Origin of the sequence: Candidatus Accumulibacter vicinus (assembly GCF_000584955.1) — a bacterium.
GTDB lineage: Bacteria > Pseudomonadota > Gammaproteobacteria > Burkholderiales > Rhodocyclaceae > Accumulibacter > Accumulibacter vicinus.
Genome location: NZ_JDSS02000037.1, coordinates 117,646 through 118,381, shown reverse-complemented (window position 1 = coordinate 118,381; position 736 = coordinate 117,646). Strand labels below are relative to the sequence as shown.

Annotated in this window: 1 protein-coding gene; it reads right to left on the bottom strand. The window is 58.3% G+C overall.

The genetic code is table 11. The features are described 5' to 3' along the window. Positions 1–641, bottom strand: a 641-nt coding sequence (locus tag CAPSK01_RS23460; protein ID WP_273703872.1) for a flagellar brake protein, incomplete at its 3' end; no start/stop codon positions are given. Between the last annotated feature and the right edge of the window lie 95 nt (positions 642–736).

Sequence of the window (736 nt, the reverse complement as noted above, 5' to 3'; positions counted from 1 at the left end):
AGTTTGTTGCGTACGCACAGACTGGTAACCAACAGACCCTCGTCAGGCAGACTGACCTTGCAATCACTCATGATGGCGCCGCGCTGCAGCAGGGCAGCCAGACCCGGCGGTGCCATCAGCCCGACCCCGCCGCCACTGATATCCAGCAATGGTGCCTCGAGCAGACAGGCGCTGCCATCTTCGCGCCTGATCGTGGCGGTGCATTTGACCGGTTTTGTGATGGGTGTCGAAAGGCGGAAACACTCGCGCCGCTGTAGTCTCAACAGCTGGTCGGGTAGCGCAGCGCTGAAGGCAGGCAGCCCGGCGTGCTGTGCCTCCGAGAGTTTACCCACGGTGAACTGCACCTTCACCTTGTCCACCGCAGCGGTCAGCAGCAGTTTTTCGGCCAGCAAGGCCAGGCGGTTGGTCTCGCTCTCTCGACCGTAGTCGAGAACCAGTTTGCCAGCCGCCGTGTCCACGGCCAGCACTGCGGTCAGCAGGAAGGACCTGTTTTTGTTGAAGTAGGCACTGATCAGGACCCTTTTCTGCATCAGGGCGCGAAGGATCGCGGCAATCTCGACTTTGGAATACAACAGGTATTGACCGTATTCTTTAGGCTGTTCGATTTCGAATTGCAGTGCTTGAACATCCGTGTTTTCCATTGTCCTTCCCGGAATCGGCTGGAGCAGGCAGTTTAAAGCAAAACCGCAAGCGAGGTAATGAACGACGCAGACGACGGCGGGCTCATGGCTTCAGT